This window comes from Flavobacterium haoranii (assembly GCF_009363055.1).
In the GTDB taxonomy this organism is placed as follows: domain Bacteria; phylum Bacteroidota; class Bacteroidia; order Flavobacteriales; family Flavobacteriaceae; genus Flavobacterium; species Flavobacterium haoranii.
The window spans coordinates 550,727-568,119 of the sequence record NZ_CP045292.1 but is presented as its reverse complement, the minus strand read 5'-3'; the positions used below and the strand labels follow the sequence as shown (position 1 = coordinate 568,119).

Genomic DNA, 17,393 nt, shown 5'->3' with positions numbered 1-17,393 from the left:
GAGATGTAATAATTTGTCTAATCTCTCGACTCCGCTCGAGATGACAAACTAAACTAACATTATAATTCAATTGATTCTCCTATTTCTAAAAGCATTAAATCTTTGTTTTTATCAAAGAATTTACGTTTTGCTTCTTCATGATTGATTTCGATGTAACCAAAAGTATCAAAATGATAACCTAAAACTTTATCACATTGTACAAAATCTGAAGCAATAATAGCATCTTCAACATCCATTGTAAAATTACTTCCTATAGGCAAAATTGCTAAGTCTAATTTTGTACGCATTGGAATCAATTTCATGTCCATTGTAAGTGCAGTATCTCCAGCGATGTAGATGTTTTTATGTTCACCTTCTATTACAAATCCACCTGGTTGACCACCGTAACTTCCATCTGGAAAAGAAGATGTATGATGTGCAGTTACATATTTTAAAGTTCCAAATTCAAAATCCCAACTTCCACCATGATTCATTGGATGATATTGAAAGCCTTTATTACCGTAATGCGATGCAATTTCATAATTTGATACAATAACAGCATCTGTTCTTTTTGCAATAGCTTCTACATCTAAAATATGATCTTGATGTGCATGAGTTAGTAAAATATAATCGGCTTTAAGAGAATTAATATCTATATGAGCGGCTTTTGGATTTCCTGTAATAAAAGGATCTACTAAAACATGAACATCATTAACTTGAATTCCCAAACAAGCATGACCGTAAAAAGTAATTTTCATAGTTTAATTTATTTAGTAATTAGTGATAAGTAAAGTTAACCAAAATAAAATAGTTAACGCAAATGTGCTTAAGGCTACTTTCTTTAATTCAGGATCAAAATCAGGGTATTTTTTCGAATTTTTCACTTTCTTTAAATGTAATGCCAATACCACTATAATGGGCAAATACACATACATATTGAGCCCTAACATTCCATTAAAGAAAATAAACAAGACCAGAGCAGTAAAAATTAAAATATAATGATATGTTTTTGCTTTTTCTAGACCCAATTTAACAACTAATGTATTTTTATTTGCTTTTTATCATTTTCTATGTCTCGCATATTATTTAAATTTAAAACAGCCACACTAAGAAAACCAACTGCAATTGCTGGAAATAAAACTTCAATATTAAAATGTTTTACATATAAAAAATTTGAACCTACAACACTTACTAATCCAAAGAAAATGAAAACAAAAACGTCTCCTAAACCACTATATCCATAAGCATTACTACCTACAGTGTATTTAATTGCAGCACCAATCGATGCTATTCCTAGCAAAGTAAAAATAACAATGTATGTAAAATTATCTTTTCCAAAAGCAACAAATATTAAGGCTAAAGCACTTAAAAGCGATAAAAATGAAAAAAGAATCACAGCATTTTTCATTTGCTTTGCTGTAATTACACCAGCCGCAACTAGGCGTTTTTCTCCTATTCTATTTGCATCAGTTCCTTTTACACCATCTCCATAATCATTTGCATAATTTGAAAGAATTTGAAATAACAAGGTCGTTAAAATCGCTAAACCAAAAATAGCTCCGTTAAATTTATTTTGATAATACGCATAAGCACTTCCCATTATAATACCTGATAACGATAATGGTAAAGTTCGCAAACGCGCGGCTAGAATCCAATGTTTCATTTTATTTAGTGATTAGTGAAAAGTAAAAAGTGATTAGCTAAAAACTAGTAACTAATCACTCTTCACTAATTACTTATTAAGGAATATATTTTTTCTCGAAATTAGGTTTACGTTTTTCTAAGAAAGCGTTTCTACCTTCTATTGCTTCATCACTCATATAAGCTAAACGAGTTGCTTCTCCAGCAAAAACTTGTTGACCTACCATTCCATCATCGGTTAAGTTCATGGCGAACTTTAACATTTTGATTGAAATAGGTGATTTTTCCAAAATCTCTTGTGCCCATTGATAAGCTGTATCTTCTAATTCATCGTGAGGAATCACGGCATTTACCATTCCCATTTCGTAAGCATCTTGTGCCGAGTAATTTCTACCTAAAAAGAAAATTTCACGCGCTTTCTTTTGTCCTACCATTTTTGCTAAATATGCAGAACCATATCCACCATCAAAACTAGTAACATCTGCATCTGTTTGTTTAAAAATAGCATGTTCTTTACTCGCTAAAGTTAAATCGCAAACAACATGTAAACTATGTCCGCCACCAACAGCCCAACCTGGCACAACTGCGATAACAGCTTTTGGCATAAAACGAATTAAACGTTGTACTTCTAAAATATTTAAACGGTGGTAACCATCTTCTCCTACGTAACCTTGATGTCCTCGTGCTCTTTGATCTCCTCCACTACAAAAAGACCAAATTCCGTCTTTAGGAGAAGGCCCTTCTGCTGATAATAAAACTACACCAATTGAAGTATCTTCATGTGCATCTTTAAAAGCATCTAAAAGTTCAGCTGTAGTCTTTGGTCTAAAAGCATTTCTTACTTCCGGTCTATTAAATGCAATACGAGCAACGCCATTGCATTTTTTATAAGTTATATCGTCGTATTCTCTAACGGTTTGCCATTCGATTTTACTCATAACAGAATGTTTTAAATATTAATATTTAACTATTATTTTCTAAATTTGAACGTAAAAATACGCCATTTTTATTTTAACTTGCGGTTTCTTAAAAATAAAAATTATGAAATGCTCAACTAAAAAAGTACTAAAATTTGCAAAGTATTCAAAATGAGCATTCCATTTAAAAAAAATGAAAATATTTAATTAAAATGAAAAAAATATATATTCCGGCAATAGCTTTATTTGGATTTCTAAATTCATTTTCTCAAAACTATGAATTTAAGGAAGTTATCAATTTAGAGCATTTACCTGTTATTTCTCAAGACAATACTGGAACTTGTTGGAGCTTTTCTACTTCTTCATTTTTAGAGTCTGAAATTTATAGAATTACAGGTAAAAAAATTGATTTATCTGAAATGTATCAAGCAAGAACAACCTATCCTATTAAAGCTGAAAATTATGTTTTAAGACAAGGTTCGGCTCAGTTTAGCCAAGGTGCTTTGGCTCACGATGTCATTAATAGTATGAAAAATTATGGTTTAGTTCCTGTATCTGTATATACTGGATTAACAGAAGACGAAAAGAAACATAATCATACCGAATTGGTTTCTGTATTAACAGCAATGGTAAAAACGTATACCGAAACCAAACCTTTGTCGAAACATTGGAAAGAAAGTATTTCCAAAGTTTTGGATACTTATTTAGGCGAAATTCCTTCAAAATTTACTTACGATGGTAAAGAATATACTCCAAAGTCTTTTTATGAAATGACCAAGCTAAATGCAAATGATTATGTTACAATAACTTCATTTACAAATGCGCCATATTATCAAAATTTCATTTTAAGTGTACCCGATAATTTTTCAAATGGTAGTATGTATAATTTACCTTTAGATGAATTTATTGCAAATATTGATCATGCACTTGAAAAAGGATATACCTTATCATTAGATTGTGATGTTTCTGAAGATACTTTTTCTGCAAAATATGGTGTTGCATTTATTCCTGCGAACGAATCAGATAATAAAAATGGTTTAACGGAAATTGTTGAAGAAGTAAAAGTAACTCCTGAATTTCGTCAACAAGAATATGAAAATTTTAATACTCAAGACGATCACTTAATGCATATTGTTGGTAAAGTTGTCGACCAAAAAGGAAATATTTATTATAAAGTAAAAAACTCTTGGGGAAACAATTCGGCAAGAGTTGGAAATAACGGTTATGTTTACATGAGTCAAGCCTTTATGAAATTAAAAGCAATTTCAGTTTTAGTTCATAAAGACGGTTTAGAAAAAAGTTTAGCCAAAAAATTAAAGTAAAATGTATAAATCATCTGTAAGTAATACATCTAGAGTAATTTTTATAGCAGTAATTTTAATTATTGTTGCTACAACTTTACCTGTGTTTTTCTCGAATGATTTTCATGCTTTACTAATTGTTACAATTATCAACGGCATTACACTTCTATTACTACTTTGGATAATTTTTAGAACAAATTATACCATTGACGAGAGTTATTTAATTTGTAAATCGGGACCATTTAAAAAGAAAATAAAAATTCAATCGATATCAAAAATATCATATCATAAAGGTATTATTGTGCCAAGTTTTTGGAAATTTTCTTTAAACCATTATGGGTTGATTATTAATTATCAAAAATTTGAAGATGTTTACATTTCTCCAAAAGATGAAATAGATTTTATTGCCGAACTTACCCAAATTAACCCCAATATCATCATTGTTGAATCTAAATGAATAAATTAATTTACCTATTAGCCACTATTTTTTTTATTACTTCCTGCAAAAAAGAATCGAACCAAAAGAAAATAAATATTCCAAATCAAAAAACTGAAGCTCCTTTCCACGTAAATTTTTCTAAAATTGATAAAAAAAGAAGAAAGAGCTTAAAAGTAAAATTTCAAAATTTTATAGTGAAAAAATAAATGTCGATCACTTTAGTGGCGGATTTTTAGTTGCCAAAAACGGAGAAATCATTTTTGAAGATTATGAAGGTTTTTCAAATTATAAAGACAAAAAGAAGATTGATAAAAATGCTCCTTTACATTTAGCTTCAATTAGTAAAGTGCTTACTGCTAGTGTGATTTTGAGAATGATTGATGAAGGAAAATTGCAATTAGAAGATACCTTTCAAAAATATTTTCCAGAATTTCCTTTCGAAAAAATAACAATTCAAACGCTTTTAAATCATAGAAGTGGTATTCCTAACTATGCTTACTTTACAGATAAAAAGGAAATTTGGAATAAAAGTGAAATGCTTTATAATACAGATGTTTTAAAGATTATTTGTGATGGAAAAATAGATTTAGAATTTAGACCCGATTCAAAATTTAGTTACTGTAATACAAATTATGCACTTCTAGCTTTATTGGTTGAAAAAATTAGTAATATGCCGTTTCCTGAAGCAATGCAAAAATTGCTTTTTGAACCATTAAACATGAAAAGCACTTATATCTTTGACTATAAAAAAGATAAAGACACGGCTAGTTTATCTTATAAAAGCACTTGGGAAAAAATTCCTTACGATCATTTAGATGCAGTATATGGCGATAAAAATATATATTCGACACCCAGAGATTTATTAAAGTTTGATTTAGCAACTTATTCTAACAAATTTTTCTCCGATTCATTAAGAGCCAAAATTTTTAAAGGTTATAGTTACGAAAGTAAAGGTGTAAAAAATTATGGTTTAGGAATAAGACTTCGAGAATGGGAAAATGATGTTACCATGTTTTATCACAATGGATGGTGGCATGGAAGCACAACTTCTTATTTAACTTTGAAGAAAGATACAGTAACTATCATAGGACTTTCTAATAAATTTACTAGAAAAGTTTACCAAACAAAACAACTTTCTGTTCTGTTTGGTAATTATCCTTTTGAATTAGAGGAAGATTAACCTATTTTTACCGAGGTCATGGTTAAGGAACCTGCCACTAACTTATCGTTAAAAAATTCTACTTTATCATTATCAGTTTGTAAAGCCAAACTATAAATTAAAGGATAATAATGATCTGGAGTTGGTATCGCTAATTTAGCTGCACTATTCAATTTTTCATATTCGAATAACGCTTTATGATCTTTACTTAATATCTTGTTTTTAAATATATTGTTCATTTCTATAGCCCAATCGTAACCATAATTATCTACATTCATTTTATCCCAAGCTACCATTCTAAGATTATGTACCATGTTTCCACTCCCAATAATTAAAACTCCTTTTTTACGTAGGTTTAATAATTGCTTTGCTAATTGATAATGATATTCCGCAGGTTTATGGTAATCTATACTTAACTGTAAAACCGGAATATCGGCATTTGGATACATATGTTTCACAACCGACCAAGTTCCGTGATCTAATCCCCAATCGTGATCTAGTTCTACTGCTGGGTTCGTAATCATTTTTTGTATTTCTACCGCTAATGAAGGTTCACCTGGTGCAGGATATTGTACATCAAATAAAGCTTGTGGAAAACCACCAAAATCGTGAATTGTTTTTGGCTGATTCATTGCTGTTACAAAAGTTCCTCTTGTTAACCAATGTGCCGAAATTACTACAACCGCTCTAGGTTCTGGAATTTCTTGCCCCATTTTATGCCAACGCTGAGAAAACTCATTGTCCTCAATTGCATTCATGGGAGATCCATGACCGATAAATAAAACCGGCATTAAAGTGTCGGCCTCGTTTAAATCTTTAGACCAACTATAGAATTGATTTGTTGTTATCATTGCTCCACCTCCTATTAATAATTTAATAAAATTCTTTCTATTCATTTCTATACAATATTTGTATATACAAATATACGTAATCTTGTTTATTAAATTACCACAAATTGATAGAAAAAAATCTATTTACAAAAAAGAAGTTTAGTAGGTTTAGAATAAGACCTATCCAATATTTTAGATTCCAATCATCTGTAAATTTAGTTATTTGAACAATTCCATAAAAAGGAATCAATAAGCCAAAAATCCATATTGGTAACCACGGACTAGAGAAAGAAAGATTTGTTCCTGTTTCAAAAAAAGAAAAAGGAAGCAAGATTGATAGAAAAATACTAGTAATTAAATAAGTATTTTCAGAAGAGAGTTTTTTCATCTTTACAATTATTAACATTACTGAAAAATTCTAAAGCTTTTATTTCAGCATAGCTATAATTAGAATCTTTTATAGGAAAAGCACAATGACCTCCATAATTTGTAACTTCTAAAAACAAATTCTCTTTATTTTCTGCAAGTTGCACAGGAAAACAACCTTCTCCTAAAAAAGGATCATCATAGGAATTTAAAATTAGTACAGGATGTTTTACATTATTTAAACTTCTTGCAGGAGAAACTTGGTAATAATAATCGTTTCGATCAATAAAACCATGTAAGGGAGCTGTAAAATTATCATCTAGAAAATCGAAATCTCTAATTTGTTTAACTTTTTCTAAAGTGATTACTTCAGGAAATTGCGCTGCTTTTAATTTCAATTTATGTTTTAAACCAATTAAAAAATTGTACATGTATACTTTATTAAATCCCTTTTTAAGTGAATCTGCACTTGCCTTAATCTCAATAGGGACAGAAACTGAAACTCCTGCTTTAACTCGAGAGTCTATTTCATTAATTCGGCCAAAATAATTTAAAACTTGAGCTCCACCCATTGAAAAACCAATTAAATAAACTTCTTCAAATCCTTTAGATAAAGTAAATTTTATAACAGCATCTAAATCTTCAATTGAAGCATGATGATACATTTTTGGCAAACGATTCATTTTACCACTACAAGTTCTATTGTTCCAAGCAAAAACTGAATAATCGTTCTCTAGAAATAATGTTGCGCAACTGTTTATATAAGTTCTTTGCGAATTTCCTTCTAAACCGTGACACAAAATAACTGCTTTTTTAGTATTTCTAATTTGAAAATCTATAGCTAAAAAATCGCCATCAAACAATTCAATGATTTCGCGAGAATAATTTGGTGCTAAAAACTTTTTAAACTTTCCGGCATAAATAGTAGAGAAATGAGCATTTTTATGCAAAAAAGGCACCTGATGGTTGTAGCTTGTATTTTCTAAGAATGGCATATTTAAGTATAATTAAAAAAACCTACAAAAATTTGTAGGTTTAGCTTACTATAATAGTGATATTCCGTTTTCTCTAATATCTATTAATCTTTGTTTGTATAAATTTCCAACTGCTTTTTTAAATGATTTTTTACTCATTTGTAAAACCGTTTTAATTTCTTCTGGATGGCTTTTATCTGTTAAACCTAAATAACCATTATTTGCTTTTAATTCTTTTAGTAAAATTGCTGCATCTTCGTCTATAGATTCAATTCCTATTTTTTTAAAAGTAACATCAATTTTTCCATCAGGACGAACTTGTTTTATGTAAGCTTTGGTTTTGGTTCCTAATTTTAAATCTTTGAAAACTTCACCTGCAAAAACTAATCCTTTGTATTGATTTTCGATAATAACATTAACACCTAAATCGGTAAAATGTGAAATCATTACTTCCACTTCTTGATTAGGTTCGTAAGGAGGAAAATCTTCCGAGAAATATTTATTAACCTTGCTTGTAGCAACTAAACGATTTGTTTGTTCATCTAAGTAAACATAAACTAAATAGCGTTTATTTACTTCCATGTTAACTGCTTGCTCCTTAAAGGGAACGAACAAATCTTTCTCTAATCCCCAATCTAAAAATGCTCCAAATTTATTAATGAAATTCACTTTTAAATGTGCAAACTCATTAAGTTTTACATAAGGTCTAAGTGTCGTTGCAACAGGACGTTCTTCGTGATCTAAATAAACAAAAACGTTCATTTCGTCACCAATAAAATATTCTTTTGGTACATACTTATTTGGTAAAAGTACATCATTTTCTTCGTCTCCTAAGAACAAACCCACTTTTGTATGTCGTAATACTTTTAAAGTATTGTATTGACCTATGTTTAGCATAATTTTTAAATATTAGAGCAAAGGTAGCCAAAAGAAATGGATAAGCTACATTAAATTCCTATTTCAAGCTGAGCTCTTACGTACCAATTATTTTTTGTAGTTCCATCATAATATGTTTTTTCATCCATAGTTACTTCTGCTTGAAGTTTAAATGCATGTTCTCTAATATACTTGGTTACTCCTAAACTATATTGTTTGGTATCTGGTGTAAAAACTCTAATTTCTTTATCTACAAACTGATTTGAAAAACGACCAATTAATTCGTAATCGTTTCTAAATAAATAACTCAATTGATAATCCATCCCTTTTCCAGCAAAAACATAATTAAAATCGGTAAAATCATCTGGATTATAAGTAATTAAATCTTTTGATTCTCTTTGCATATAAGCCGACATAAAAGCCCAACCATTGTATTTAAACATTAAATCTGCAAAATAAGATTTCATTGTTCTTGGTTCAAAAAGTAATACTCCAAGTTGACCATTTGTTCTTACAGCTCTGTTATTTTGTTGAAAAACACCAGATAACATTAATTTTGGTTTCTTCTCACGAACTAAATCGCCTTCAAAGTAAATACCATTTTTAGTAAAACTTCCAAAAGGAAATAACTCTACTTTACCAGTTAATGCAACTCCATCATCAGAAGTTTGTGTCCAGTTTCTTCCATCTCCTTTCGAAATTGCTGTTTTTACATTGTAAGAGAATTTTTCTGGAGATTCTTGTAAATAATAAACTTGAACTCCAAAATCTCTATCGATAGTAAATTTTGCATTATTAATAGAACGATCTGTTAATTGTAAAGCTCCAGAAGAATTTACACGTTGACGGTTTCCTGGAAGTTTTGTTTGTCCGAATAAAATGTTCCAGTGTTTGTTTGGTCGGTAATAAAATACCGCATCTCTAATAATATTAATATTTTCACCTTCATGAACTTCGCCTACATCGCCAGGAGCAAAAGAAAGCTGAATTACATATATAAATTTAGGATTATAAACATAACCATCAAAACGAAGTCGTAATCTTCTAATATGTGCTTCATATCTATTATCTTTTCCTTCTTCATTAAAATAAGTTACCCTATTTTGCATTCTAAAACGAATATTTAACTGAAATAAACTATCTGCTGAAGTTATTCCTAATCCTTTACCATAATTATAATAAGGTAATGCAGCTAATTTTAAATCGTTGGAAGTTTTTAAAGAATCATTTTTTTCTTGCGAAAAGCCTATTACTGAGAATAGGAATAGTAGTAAATAGCTAAAAAGTTTCATTGTTGTGTTGTTTTAGCGTGCAAAAATAAAAAATTTTAGCAAATCTTATAGTTTAACTAAATTTGCAAAAAAAATAAGGATGTCAAACATATACATTGGTTATCATTTTACGGTTGAACCAAAAGAACTAGGTTCTGAAATATTAGTTGCCGAATTAGGAGAATTACCTTTTGAAAGTTTTATTGAAACTGAAAATGGAGTTTCGGCTTACATACAAAAAGAGTTTTGGAACGAAAACATTTTAGACGATGTTTATATTTTAGGAAATGAGGAGTTTAAAATTTCTTATGAGTTTGAAGAGATAGAGCAAGTAAATTGGAACGAAGAATGGGAAAAGAATTTCACTCCTATTGATGTTGATGGAAAATGTTATGTTCGTGCACCATTTCATGAAAAGTCTAATGCTGAATATGAAGTTGTTATTGAACCTAAAATGAGTTTCGGTACTGGACATCATGAAACTACGCATATGATGATTCAGCACTTATTAGAAACCGATTTAGTTGGCAAAAAAACTTTAGACATGGGCTGCGGAACTGCAATTTTAGCAATTTTAGCAGAAATGAAAGGAGCACAACCAATAGATGCTATAGATATTGATAATTGGTGTTATTTGAATTCAATTGAAAATGCAGAGCGTAACAATTGTAAACAAATTTCGGTTTATGAAGGAGATGCTTCATTATTAGTTGGAAAAAAGTATGATGTAATTATTGCCAATATTAATAGAAACATTCTTTTAAACGATATGCAAACCTATGTAGATTGTTTAAATGAAAATGGAATATTATTTTTAAGCGGATTTTACACCGAAGATTTTGAAGCTATAAATGCAAGTTGTGTTTCTAAAGGTTTAACTTTCGAAAAAGATATTGTTAGAAACAACTGGATGTCATTAAAATATAATAAAAATTCTTAAATTTGAAGAATTAATTTACAGGTTATGAGCACAATAGAAAAAGTACAAGAAGAAGTTTTAGTAGAAGAATTAGTTGACAATCTTAACGAAATTATTTTATTTAATGATGATGTAAATACTTTTGATCATGTGATTGAAACTTTAATTAAGGTTTGTGAACACGATCCTTTGCAAGCAGAACAATGTGCAATTTTAGTACATTACACAGGAAAATGTACTGTAAAAACAGGATCAATTAAAGAGCTACAACCCAAATGCAGTGCTTTACTCGATGCTGGTTTGAGCGCTGAAATACAATAAAAAAATCCCGATTTTCATCGGGATTTTTTTTATTTAACTTGCAATTATTTTCTTTGGAAAACTTGGATAAATTGATAACTTTCACCACCTTCATTATAAGTAATACTTACTTTTAAAATAGAAGAAGATAATTTTTCAATTTTAGCTGTTTCAGTTTCTCCATAAAGTGTAACTGTTAAATTTTTTCCATCTTTAGACCATGTTCCAGAACCAGCATAAACATCGCAATCCATATCATAAAAATATTCTGTCATTGTACCATCTTCATTAAAAACTAGATAATCTTTATTTGATGTACAATCATGACTGTGAAGTCCTAATTCTTCTTGCCCACTATAATTGAAACCCTCCTGGTAATATTCCCAAGAACCAACAATTGATGCAGAATCTCCATCATCTTTACTACATGATGTTAAACCTAATGTTAAGGCAGAAACGAATAAGAATAGAATTTTTTTCATTTGTAATAATTTTTTAAAAGTTATGCTGCAAATAAAAACATTTTTTAAGAAACTTTTAAGAAAAAAAACTTACAAAACAAAATTTAAAATAATTCTAAATAAGCTAAACTTATGAAATTATTTTGATATTTTTCCAACAGCGCAACTTACATATGATTTTGCTTTAGATGATAGCGAATTTACTTCTCCATCTTCAGGATATCCTAAGCGATTTAAAGTGTTTTTAACTTCTGTAAGATTTGCTTCCGAGTCAAATTCGAAAGAAACAGAACTCTCTTCTACATTAACCATTACATTAGAAACTCCGTCTAATTGCATTAAATTTTTAGTAACAGTATTGGCACAACCACCACATTTAAGGTTTTGAATTATAATTTTTGCTTCCATTTTTAAATATTTTGAAAACAAATTTAAAACTAACTACAAACAAAAAATGTGACTTTAGTCACATTAATGAGGTAATTTATCTTTTATAATTCCATACAGGAATGTTCCTAATACTGCTCCAATTAAAACAATAATCATTGATAAAGCTCCAGTTCCTATTAAAATAAATATTGGTCCAGGACAACTTCCTACAAGTCCCCAGCCTAATCCAAATAACAAACCGCCAATTACATATCGGTAGAAACCTTTTTCTTTTTCAACAATCATTATAGGATAACCATTAAAATCTTTAACTCTCATCTTTTTGATAATTTGTAAACCAATAATACCCGTTACAATTGCGGTACAAATAATTCCGTACATGTGAAATGATTCAAAACGGAACATTTCGAAAATTCTATACCAAGAAACCGCCTCAGATTTTGTTAAAACAATTCCGAAAATTATACCAACAGCAAAAAATCTAAATAACTTCATCATTAAAAAATTAAAGGAAAAATTAAATGCACCATAATCAAACCACCAACAAAAAATCCTATTACTGCAATAAGTGACGGAATTTGTAAATTACTTAATCCAGAAATTGCATGTCCAGAAGTACAACCTCCAGCATAACGCGTTCCGAAACCAACTAAAATTCCTCCTAAAAATAAAATTGCAATACCTTTTAATGTGAAAATATTTTCAAATGAAAATAGAGTTTCAGGTAACAATTTCCCTTTTTCATAATCTATATGGTAATTTTGTAGCGCTTCAACTGTTTTAGGATTTAAATCAACTATTTCATTATTACTCAAAAATTGAATTGCAATAAATCCTCCTAAAATAGCTCCAAGAATAACAGCTAAACTCCATTTTTGTTCTCTCCAATCGAACTTAAAAAAATCAGAGAATTTTTGAGCACCTAACATAGTACAAATTGTTCTCAAATTTGAAGACATTCCGAAACTTTTTCCGAAATAAATTAGAATTAGCATTACTAAGCCAATTAAAAAACCTGAAATTGACCAATGCCAAGTTCCCAATAAATAATTCATAACAGCAATTTTTAATTGCAAAGATACGCATCGATAAGGTTAAAAACAATTCCAATAAAAACAGTATCTTTGAGCTAAAATTAAAATTACAAAATGAACAAATATTCAGTTGAAATAAAATGGTCTTTATGGTATGCGGCAATCTATTTATTATGGATGTTTTTAGAAAAATCATTAGGTTTTCATTCAACTAAAGTTGTTTACGAATCACTATTTAATTTACTATTTGTCTTTGTAGCAGTTATTATTTACTACTTCCAAATTAAAGAAAAGAAAGAGAAAATTTTTGAAGGAAATATCAATTGGAAACAAGCTACAACTAGTGGTATTATTGCTTCCTTTTTTATAGCTTTAACCTCTAGTTTAATAGTTTACATAACATTTACTTATTTGTCACCCGATTTTTTTGAATTAGCCAAAAGAGCTTCAAGCAATAAAGAAATAGCAGATTTTCAATATAACATTGGTGTATTTGTAAAAAACAACATTTTCGATAAATTATCGTTTGGTGTAGTAATTGCTGCTATAGTTAGTTATTTTTTAAAAAATAAATAATGAAAAAGATTCTTTACATTTTCGCCGTTCTAGTAATTACTAGTTGTACTAGTACAAAATCTACATTAAAAAACGTAGATGAAACAGCGGTGAAACCAAAAGTTATTAATAAAGCTTTTCAATTTACAGAATATGCTAACGATATGAAATATGGATATGATTCTGATTATCCTATCAATATTGGTCTCATGTTAGAAAGACAAGAAAGTATTTATATTGGATACTTTTTTAATGGTTTAGTTGGTCCGAATAATGAACCCATTGAAAAATATGAAAAAATTGATACTTGCTGCCCGTTTCCTACAACTCACAATACTATGGGAGCAGGAACACTTGGTATTTATGAAGTAACTTTTAAAAATAATCCTAAAAAAGTGACGTTACATTTTAATATTTATGAAAAAGGTAAAATACTTTGTCCTAAAGGATTCAATATTAAACCAATAACAGAAATAGAAAAATAAATTTTGTAACAATTGTAGCATCAAAAAAATAACAATTGTTAGTATCTTTGCAACCGAAAAAATAGACAACATGAATTTAAACAACATACCTCAAATTAAACATACTGACAGTGGAAATTTCTTTGTTTTAGCTGGTCCATGTGCAATTGAAGGAGAAGAAATGGCTATGCAAATAGCAGAAAAACTTGTAAAAATTACTGACGATTTAAAAATTCCTTATGTTTTTAAAGGATCTTTTAAAAAAGCAAATCGTTCTAGAGTAGATAGTTTTACAGGAATTGGTGACGAAAAAGCCTTAAAAATTTTAAATAAAGTTTCGAAAGAATTTGGTATTCCAACTGTAACAGACATACATACCAATGAAGATGCGGCTATGGCAGCAGAATATGTAGATGTATTACAAATTCCTGCATTTTTAGTTCGCCAAACTGATTTAGTAGTTGCTGCTGCAAATACTGGAAAAACAGTAAATCTTAAAAAAGGACAATTTATGAGTCCTGAAAGTATGAAACATGCAGCACAAAAAGTTTTAGACTGTAATAATGAAAACTTCATGATTACTGATAGAGGAACAATGTTTGGTTACCAAGATATGATTGTAGACTTTAGAGGAATTCCCACAATGAAACAATTTGGTACAACTGTACTTGATGTAACACATTCATTACAACAGCCTAATCAAACAAGTGGTGTAACTGGTGGTCGTCCTGATATGATTGAAACTATTGCTAAAGCTGGTATTGCTGTAGGTGTTGATGGAATTTTTATTGAGACACACTTTGATCCTGCAAATGCAAAAAGTGATGGCGCTAATATGTTACACTTAGATTACTTTGAAGGTTTAATGAAAAAATTAGTCGCTATTAGAAAAACCGTAAATCAATTTTAACCTATATTTTTTAAATTTAAATGAAATCGCAAATAAAATCGAATTTGTATTACAAATCCCGAAAAAGCGATAACATGTATGCCCTACTAACAAACATTTTTTTACATATATGAAACAATCATTTCTAATGGTTGTACTATCTTTTTGTGTTTTTTCACAGTACACCTTTTCGCAAGAAATAGTAGAAGCACCTGAAAAATACACCGCTCACAACAAAGGAAAGTTTTATATCTTCTGGGGAGGAAATAGAGCTAACTATACAAAATCGGATATTCGATTTGTTGGAAAAGATTATGATTTTACCATTTACGATGTAGAAGCACATGACAAACCTAAAGGTTGGCATATCGATTACATCAACCCTAGTAGAATGACCATCCCTCAAACGAACTTTAGAATGGGTTATTTTATTTCAGATCACTACAATATTTCGATTGGTTTCGATCACATGAAATATGTAATGTATAACGACAGAAGAGTTCATTACAGTGGGTATTATCCAAATGCAGGATCTTATAATGAAAATCCAACTGCAGATGAATTAACTCTTGATGAAGACTTTTTACTTTTTGAACATACTGATGGTTTAAATTATGTAAATACTGAGTTTTCTAGAGTAGATGATATTAGTAAACTTTTCAGTAAAACATTAAATACTGATAAATTACAAATCAATTTAACTGAAGGTCTAGGTGGTGGATTTATTTACCCAAAAACAAATACAACATTACTTGATAAAGAAAGATACGATCAATTTCATGTAGCTGGTTTTGGTTTATCGGCAAAAGCTGGATTAAACTTAACTTTCTTAAAATATTTCTTTATTCAAGCTGAGTTAAAAGGTGGTTATATTGAAATGAATGACATTAGAACTACACAAAGTAAAGACGATCACGCTGAACAACATTTTTGGTTTTTACAAAGAACCATTGCTTTTGGAGGAATCTTTAGAATTTAAATTAGATATTACACTTTTCAAATTTACACCCCTAAAGTCCCCTCAAGGGGACAATTATAGCAGATTAAAATAAGAACTGTCCCTTGAGGGGACTTTAGGGGTGTTTCATAATTTTATTATTTTTTTATAGTGACCAATTTAATGTTGGTTTTTTTTTGAAAAATATTTGGTAGAAATAATTTTTTATACTTACTTTGTTTTTCAAAGTACTTTAACATGGAAGCAAGCAAATACTTAAACGACATTAAAGAAATTAAGGATATTATGAATCGTTCGACTCAATTTTTCTCTTTGAGTGGACTTTCTGGAATATTAGCTGGTATTTATGCAATTATTGGTGCGCTCTATGTAAATCATCTTATCAATAATCATTATGATAGATTCATTACATTAGAAAGTTTAGTATTTAAAAAGATCGTGCTTACCGCATTTGTTACTTTATTTGCTTCTTTAGTTACTGCTTATATTTTAACTGTTAAAAAGGCAAAGAAGAATAATGAAAAAGTTTGGAATACTTCATCAAAAAGATTACTTATCAATTTTGCAATTCCATTAGTTGCTGGCGGTATTTTTGCTTTACTTTTACTTCGTAATGGCTATTATGGCTTAATTGCTCCTATAACACTTTTGTTTTATGGTTTAGCTTGTTTTAGTGCTAGTAAATATACATTAAGGGACGTACGTTATTTAGGAATTACCGAAATTATATTAGGTTTGGTTGCTGTAGAATTTTCTGGTTACGGACTTTGGTTTTGGGTTTTAGGTTTTGGTGTTGCTCATATTTTGTATGGAAGCATTATGTATTTTAAATATGATAGAAACCAATAAAAACAAATCTTATTTTTGTAGAAAATAGTGAAAAACATTATCCAAAATATCAACAAAGCTTTTGATCACCGAATTCGTTTGGGGATTATGTCGGTATTGATGGTTAATGAAAGTGCTGATTTCACCTCGCTTAAAGAAATTCTTGGTGTTACTGATGGTAATCTTGCCAGTCATGCTAAAGCCTTGGAAGCTGAAAATTACATTGTAGTTGAAAAGCAATTTATTGGAAGAAAACCTAACACTAAATACATAGCAACAAAAGCTGGAAAAAAAGCGTTTCAGGAACATATTGAAGCATTAGAAAAATTAATATCAGGTCAATAATATATTTTTTTACCATTTAACTTTGAAATACAAAGTACTTTATGAAAGATAAAATAATCGAATTTCTGTACAGAACTATCAAAATCCCCTACTCGTTTTTCTTTAAAAATAATGAACCTTGGGGAGTTACCGTAAGCTCATTGTTACAAAATGAAACAGGAAGCTTAGGTCACGATTTAGGGCAATTTTTATTAACTAACAACTACCAAGTACAAGATAGTTTGGAAGAACACGATATTTTTCATGTATTAACGAAAATTGGTACGACTGTTAAAGAAGAAGTTTACATGCAATTTTACCTTTTGGGAAATGGTAAAAAAAGTCCGTTTGTATTTATAGTTATTTCAACAGGAATCGTCTTTTACCCTAATCATTATAAAAGTTTTATCGATTGCTACAAAAGAGGAAAAAACGCCTATCAATTCTATGATTTAGACTTTTTTAGATTATTACACCAACCCACAAATTCAATTCAATCAATTTTTAATATCAAATAA

General features: G+C 29.4%; 23 protein-coding genes and 1 pseudogene. 12 read left to right on the top strand and 12 right to left on the bottom strand.

Translation table 11 applies throughout. The annotated features are described in order from the left end of the window. Positions 1-59 precede the first annotated feature (59 nt). The 3 genes and pseudogenes from GCU34_RS02815 to GCU34_RS02805 all read right to left on the bottom strand — a co-directional run bounded on the left by GCU34_RS02815 (position 60) and on the right by GCU34_RS02805 (position 2,558). Positions 60-737 carry a metal-dependent hydrolase gene (locus GCU34_RS02815; RefSeq protein WP_072785269.1) on the bottom strand — a complete coding sequence of 226 codons (678 nt, stop codon included), beginning with the start codon at positions 735-737 and terminating at the stop codon, positions 60-62. A 12-nt stretch (positions 738-749) separates the two neighbouring features. Then, a pseudogene (menA, locus tag GCU34_RS02810) lies at positions 750-1,642 on the bottom strand (1,4-dihydroxy-2-naphthoate octaprenyltransferase). A gap of 76 nt (positions 1,643-1,718) precedes the next feature. Then, the gene (locus tag GCU34_RS02805; RefSeq protein ID WP_072785273.1) at positions 1,719-2,558 is read right to left on the bottom strand and encodes a 1,4-dihydroxy-2-naphthoyl-CoA synthase; all 840 of its coding nucleotides are present in this window, start codon (positions 2,556-2,558) and stop codon (positions 1,719-1,721) included. A gap of 191 nt (positions 2,559-2,749) precedes the next feature. Between GCU34_RS02805 and GCU34_RS02800 the strand changes: the two genes are divergently transcribed. The 3 genes from GCU34_RS02800 to GCU34_RS02790 all read left to right on the top strand — a co-directional run bounded on the left by GCU34_RS02800 (position 2,750) and on the right by GCU34_RS02790 (position 5,457). Then, entirely contained in the window at positions 2,750-3,859 is a 1,110-nt protein-coding gene (locus GCU34_RS02800) for a C1 family peptidase (RefSeq protein ID WP_072785275.1), read from the top strand. 1 nt (position 3,860) lies between these two features. Beyond that, positions 3,861-4,295 carry a PH domain-containing protein gene (locus tag GCU34_RS02795; protein ID WP_072785277.1) on the top strand — a complete coding sequence of 145 codons (435 nt, stop codon included), beginning with the start codon at positions 3,861-3,863 and terminating at the stop codon, positions 4,293-4,295. Positions 4,296-4,455: 160 nt separating this feature from the next. Then, positions 4,456-5,457, top strand: coding sequence for a serine hydrolase domain-containing protein (locus GCU34_RS02790; protein ID WP_152378347.1), 1,002 nt, complete (start codon positions 4,456-4,458; stop codon positions 5,455-5,457). Here GCU34_RS02790 and ygiD read toward each other — a convergent pair. The 5 genes from ygiD to GCU34_RS02765 form a co-directional block, all read right to left on the bottom strand. Next, positions 5,454-6,287, bottom strand: a complete 834-nt coding sequence (gene ygiD / locus GCU34_RS02785; RefSeq protein WP_072785614.1) for a 4,5-DOPA-extradiol-dioxygenase — start codon at positions 6,285-6,287, stop codon at positions 5,454-5,456. The genes GCU34_RS02790 and ygiD overlap by 4 nt on opposite strands. Before the next feature lie 94 nt (positions 6,288-6,381). Then, entirely contained in the window at positions 6,382-6,654 is a 273-nt protein-coding gene (locus GCU34_RS02780) for a hypothetical protein (protein WP_143146232.1), read from the bottom strand. Further along, positions 6,635-7,627 (bottom strand): YheT family hydrolase, encoded by a 993-nt coding sequence (locus GCU34_RS02775; RefSeq protein WP_072785282.1) that lies wholly within the window; start codon positions 7,625-7,627, stop codon positions 6,635-6,637. Before GCU34_RS02775 ends, GCU34_RS02780 begins: the two co-directional genes overlap by 20 nt. Positions 7,628-7,675: 48 nt before the next feature. Next, positions 7,676-8,503: a CvfB family protein gene (locus GCU34_RS02770; protein WP_072785284.1), complete on the bottom strand. Its 828-nt coding sequence runs from the start codon at positions 8,501-8,503 to the stop codon at positions 7,676-7,678. A 50-nt stretch (positions 8,504-8,553) separates the two neighbouring features. Then, the gene (locus GCU34_RS02765) at positions 8,554-9,774 is read right to left on the bottom strand and encodes a porin (protein WP_072785286.1); all 1,221 of its coding nucleotides are present in this window, start codon (positions 9,772-9,774) and stop codon (positions 8,554-8,556) included. Between the two features lie 79 nt (positions 9,775-9,853). On the opposite strand from GCU34_RS02765, the gene prmA reads away from it, so the two are divergent. Both prmA and GCU34_RS02755 read left to right on the top strand, forming a co-directional pair. Continuing rightward, entirely contained in the window at positions 9,854-10,693 is an 840-nt protein-coding gene (gene prmA, locus GCU34_RS02760) for a 50S ribosomal protein L11 methyltransferase (protein WP_072785288.1), read from the top strand. 24 nt (positions 10,694-10,717) lie between these two features. After that, positions 10,718-10,993, top strand: a complete 276-nt coding sequence (locus GCU34_RS02755) for an ATP-dependent Clp protease adaptor ClpS (protein WP_072785289.1) — start codon at positions 10,718-10,720, stop codon at positions 10,991-10,993. Positions 10,994-11,037: 44 nt separating this feature from the next. Here the strand turns inward: GCU34_RS02755 and GCU34_RS02750 are convergent, their stop codons facing one another. From GCU34_RS02750 to GCU34_RS02735, 4 genes are all read right to left on the bottom strand, one after another. Next, a complete protein-coding gene (locus GCU34_RS02750) occupies positions 11,038-11,454 on the bottom strand; it encodes a lipocalin-like domain-containing protein (protein WP_072785292.1) in 417 nt (138 codons plus the stop codon). 117 nt (positions 11,455-11,571) lie between these two features. Further along, positions 11,572-11,841 (bottom strand): heavy-metal-associated domain-containing protein, encoded by a 270-nt coding sequence (locus GCU34_RS02745; RefSeq protein WP_072785294.1) that lies wholly within the window; start codon positions 11,839-11,841, stop codon positions 11,572-11,574. 63 nt (positions 11,842-11,904) lie between these two features. After that, complete coding sequence (locus GCU34_RS02740; protein WP_072785616.1) at positions 11,905-12,318, bottom strand: DUF6691 family protein; 414 nt, start codon at positions 12,316-12,318, stop codon at positions 11,905-11,907. 2 nt (positions 12,319-12,320) lie between these two features. Continuing rightward, positions 12,321-12,878, bottom strand: a complete 558-nt coding sequence (locus tag GCU34_RS02735; protein ID WP_072785296.1) for a YeeE/YedE family protein — start codon at positions 12,876-12,878, stop codon at positions 12,321-12,323. A 93-nt stretch (positions 12,879-12,971) separates the two neighbouring features. Between GCU34_RS02735 and GCU34_RS02730 the strand changes: the two genes are divergently transcribed. The 7 genes from GCU34_RS02730 (at position 12,972) to GCU34_RS02700 (ending at position 17,393) form a co-directional block, all read left to right on the top strand. Continuing rightward, positions 12,972-13,433: a DUF4199 domain-containing protein gene (locus tag GCU34_RS02730; protein ID WP_072785298.1), complete on the top strand. Its 462-nt coding sequence runs from the start codon at positions 12,972-12,974 to the stop codon at positions 13,431-13,433. Beyond that, positions 13,433-13,897: a 2-dehydro-3-deoxyphosphooctonate aldolase gene (locus GCU34_RS02725; protein ID WP_072785300.1), complete on the top strand. Its 465-nt coding sequence runs from the start codon at positions 13,433-13,435 to the stop codon at positions 13,895-13,897. Before GCU34_RS02730 ends, GCU34_RS02725 begins: the two co-directional genes overlap by 1 nt. Before the next feature lie 70 nt (positions 13,898-13,967). Next, positions 13,968-14,786, top strand: coding sequence for a 3-deoxy-8-phosphooctulonate synthase (gene kdsA / locus GCU34_RS02720; RefSeq protein WP_072785302.1), 819 nt, complete (start codon positions 13,968-13,970; stop codon positions 14,784-14,786). Between the two features lie 109 nt (positions 14,787-14,895). Continuing rightward, entirely contained in the window at positions 14,896-15,744 is an 849-nt protein-coding gene (locus tag GCU34_RS02715; protein ID WP_072785304.1) for a hypothetical protein, read from the top strand. Positions 15,745-15,960: 216 nt separating this feature from the next. Next, positions 15,961-16,572 carry a hypothetical protein gene (locus tag GCU34_RS02710; protein WP_072785306.1) on the top strand — a complete coding sequence of 204 codons (612 nt, stop codon included), beginning with the start codon at positions 15,961-15,963 and terminating at the stop codon, positions 16,570-16,572. Between the two features lie 27 nt (positions 16,573-16,599). Beyond that, positions 16,600-16,896, top strand: coding sequence for a winged helix-turn-helix domain-containing protein (locus GCU34_RS02705; protein ID WP_072785308.1), 297 nt, complete (start codon positions 16,600-16,602; stop codon positions 16,894-16,896). A 41-nt stretch (positions 16,897-16,937) separates the two neighbouring features. Then, entirely contained in the window at positions 16,938-17,393 is a 456-nt protein-coding gene (locus GCU34_RS02700) for a hypothetical protein (RefSeq protein ID WP_072785310.1), read from the top strand.

Excerpts from the sequence above, each read along its gene's own strand:
- GCU34_RS02725 (WP_072785300.1), top strand. The coding sequence starts at position 13,433 with ATGAAAAAGATTCTTTACATTTTCGCCGTTCTAGTAATTACTAGTTGT.
- GCU34_RS02805 (WP_072785273.1), bottom strand. The coding sequence starts at position 2,558 with ATGAGTAAAATCGAATGGCAAACCGTTAGAGAATACGACGATATAACT.
- GCU34_RS02795 (WP_072785277.1), top strand. The coding sequence starts at position 3,861 with ATGTATAAATCATCTGTAAGTAATACATCTAGAGTAATTTTTATAGCA.
- GCU34_RS02745 (WP_072785294.1), bottom strand. The coding sequence starts at position 11,841 with ATGGAAGCAAAAATTATAATTCAAAACCTTAAATGTGGTGGTTGTGCC.
- GCU34_RS02740 (WP_072785616.1), bottom strand. The coding sequence starts at position 12,318 with ATGAAGTTATTTAGATTTTTTGCTGTTGGTATAATTTTCGGAATTGTT.
- GCU34_RS02775 (WP_072785282.1), bottom strand. The coding sequence starts at position 7,627 with ATGCCATTCTTAGAAAATACAAGCTACAACCATCAGGTGCCTTTTTTG.
- kdsA (WP_072785302.1), top strand. The coding sequence starts at position 13,968 with ATGAATTTAAACAACATACCTCAAATTAAACATACTGACAGTGGAAAT.
- GCU34_RS02715 (WP_072785304.1), top strand. The coding sequence starts at position 14,896 with ATGAAACAATCATTTCTAATGGTTGTACTATCTTTTTGTGTTTTTTCA.
- GCU34_RS02710 (WP_072785306.1), top strand. The coding sequence starts at position 15,961 with ATGGAAGCAAGCAAATACTTAAACGACATTAAAGAAATTAAGGATATT.
- GCU34_RS02780 (WP_143146232.1), bottom strand. The coding sequence starts at position 6,654 with ATGAAAAAACTCTCTTCTGAAAATACTTATTTAATTACTAGTATTTTT.
- GCU34_RS02770 (WP_072785284.1), bottom strand. The coding sequence starts at position 8,503 with ATGCTAAACATAGGTCAATACAATACTTTAAAAGTATTACGACATACA.
- GCU34_RS02750 (WP_072785292.1), bottom strand. The coding sequence starts at position 11,454 with ATGAAAAAAATTCTATTCTTATTCGTTTCTGCCTTAACATTAGGTTTA.
- GCU34_RS02735 (WP_072785296.1), bottom strand. The coding sequence starts at position 12,878 with ATGAATTATTTATTGGGAACTTGGCATTGGTCAATTTCAGGTTTTTTA.
- GCU34_RS02800 (WP_072785275.1), top strand. The coding sequence starts at position 2,750 with ATGAAAAAAATATATATTCCGGCAATAGCTTTATTTGGATTTCTAAAT.
- prmA (WP_072785288.1), top strand. The coding sequence starts at position 9,854 with ATGTCAAACATATACATTGGTTATCATTTTACGGTTGAACCAAAAGAA.
- GCU34_RS02700 (WP_072785310.1), top strand. The coding sequence starts at position 16,938 with ATGAAAGATAAAATAATCGAATTTCTGTACAGAACTATCAAAATCCCC.
- GCU34_RS02765 (WP_072785286.1), bottom strand. The coding sequence starts at position 9,774 with ATGAAACTTTTTAGCTATTTACTACTATTCCTATTCTCAGTAATAGGC.
- GCU34_RS02815 (WP_072785269.1), bottom strand. The coding sequence starts at position 737 with ATGAAAATTACTTTTTACGGTCATGCTTGTTTGGGAATTCAAGTTAAT.
- GCU34_RS02730 (WP_072785298.1), top strand. The coding sequence starts at position 12,972 with ATGAACAAATATTCAGTTGAAATAAAATGGTCTTTATGGTATGCGGCA.
- GCU34_RS02755 (WP_072785289.1), top strand. The coding sequence starts at position 10,718 with ATGAGCACAATAGAAAAAGTACAAGAAGAAGTTTTAGTAGAAGAATTA.
- ygiD (WP_072785614.1), bottom strand. The coding sequence starts at position 6,287 with ATGATAACAACAAATCAATTCTATAGTTGGTCTAAAGATTTAAACGAG.